Genomic DNA, 1159 nt, shown 5'->3' on the forward strand with positions numbered 1-1159 from the left:
CAACGGTCTTCATATTGTCGTATAAGCATGTTTCTGTTCGCCCACCAAAATACTCCATAGCCCGGACATGACATCCCATGAGTGTCTCCAGACGCTCATTTTCAGCGAATTCTAAATACATCATCCGGGAGTACCCCAATACCATGACGAAAGCATAAATCCTCTTTTTCTTTCCACCCCAATTGACCGTAAACTGGCCCCAGTCTACCTGGGCCTGATTCCCTGGTGGCGTTTCAAAACGCTGCACGGGCCTTTGGCCTGTGCTTTTACGCAAAGGCCTTATCCAGTAGCGAAAAGTGTTAGGCTACCGGTATATCCTTGACTCTTGATCTCGTCAAACAAGACCACTGCGTTTTGCCAGCCTTCCTGCATCCGCTCAAAGATGTATCCTTTGTAGGGTTCCAATTTGCTTGGACGCGTTGATATTTACTTGGCTTTTCCTCGTTTAACCATTTCCGAATGGTCTTTCGATCTCTTCCAAGCTCCTTGGCAATTTGTGAGATCGTCATGCCTTTTTGCTGCATTTGTTTGATCATGAAAAATTCCCCATTTCGGATCATTTTCTCCCCTCCTGGAGAGATTGTCTAACCTGAGTGGGGAATTTTCAACTGCTGATATTGGGTATTTTACAATTGTTGCTTACAATTGGGGTTACAATTGCAAACTCATAGTGATGTTTCTTTCAGAAAAACCCATTTGTCTATAGAGTTGAATGGCATGGTTTTCAGTAAAAACACTCAGACGAATCTCAGAATAACCTTCATTTTTCAGGTTATTAATAGCACTTTTTAACAGTCGCTTAGCAATCCCTTTTCCTCTGAACTCCTGTATTACATAGAGTTCGTATATAAAACCAATCATAGTATCAGTAAATTGATCTTTATTTGCGCCTATTAAAATCCATCCCAGCAATTTATCATTTTCTATAGCTATTAAGTAATAACAACCCTTCTCCAAAAGAGGCTTAATAAGTTGCTGGATTTTTTCTTCTGTTGGTAGGATTCTACCCATCGTTCCCTCAAATAAAGCTTGTGGTGAGAGTTTTAAAATAGTTTTAATCTCTGTATTACTAGGTTTTCTAATTTCCATAAAATGTTTACCCCTTAAATATAGAATCAAATTAAAATACCTTGCTCCAGTAATCAGCGCGACCGGATTT

3 protein-coding genes are annotated in these 1159 nt (G+C 39.9%); all 3 read right to left on the reverse strand.

Features of this window, described 5'->3' with window-relative positions; all coding sequences use genetic code 11:
• Window positions 1-274 (reverse strand): DDE-type integrase/transposase/recombinase (locus I8U17_RS18040; protein WP_198059993.1); only part of this gene is annotated, 274 nt, incomplete at its 3' end.
• Between the two features lie 25 nt (window positions 275-299).
• A complete protein-coding gene (locus I8U17_RS18045; RefSeq protein WP_160173940.1) occupies window positions 300-536 on the reverse strand; it encodes a helix-turn-helix domain-containing protein in 237 nt (78 codons plus the stop codon).
• A gap of 115 nt (window positions 537-651) precedes the next feature.
• On the reverse strand, window positions 652-1089 hold the full coding sequence (locus I8U17_RS18050; protein WP_033102408.1) for a GNAT family N-acetyltransferase: 438 nt from the start codon (window positions 1087-1089) through the stop codon (window positions 652-654).
• Window positions 1090-1159: the final 70 nt, after the last annotated feature.

The sequence above is a fragment of the Thermoactinomyces sp. CICC 10521 genome (assembly GCF_016055135.1).
In the GTDB taxonomy this organism is placed as follows: domain Bacteria; phylum Bacillota; class Bacilli; order Thermoactinomycetales; family Thermoactinomycetaceae; genus Thermoactinomyces_A; species Thermoactinomyces_A daqus.

Bases quoted from the DNA above. Each gene is read 5' to 3' on its own strand.
- I8U17_RS18045 (WP_160173940.1), bottom strand. From the start codon at position 536: ATGATCAAACAAATGCAGCAAAAAGGCATGACGATCTCACAAATTGCC.
- I8U17_RS18050 (WP_033102408.1), bottom strand. From the start codon at position 1,089: ATGGAAATTAGAAAACCTAGTAATACAGAGATTAAAACTATTTTAAAA.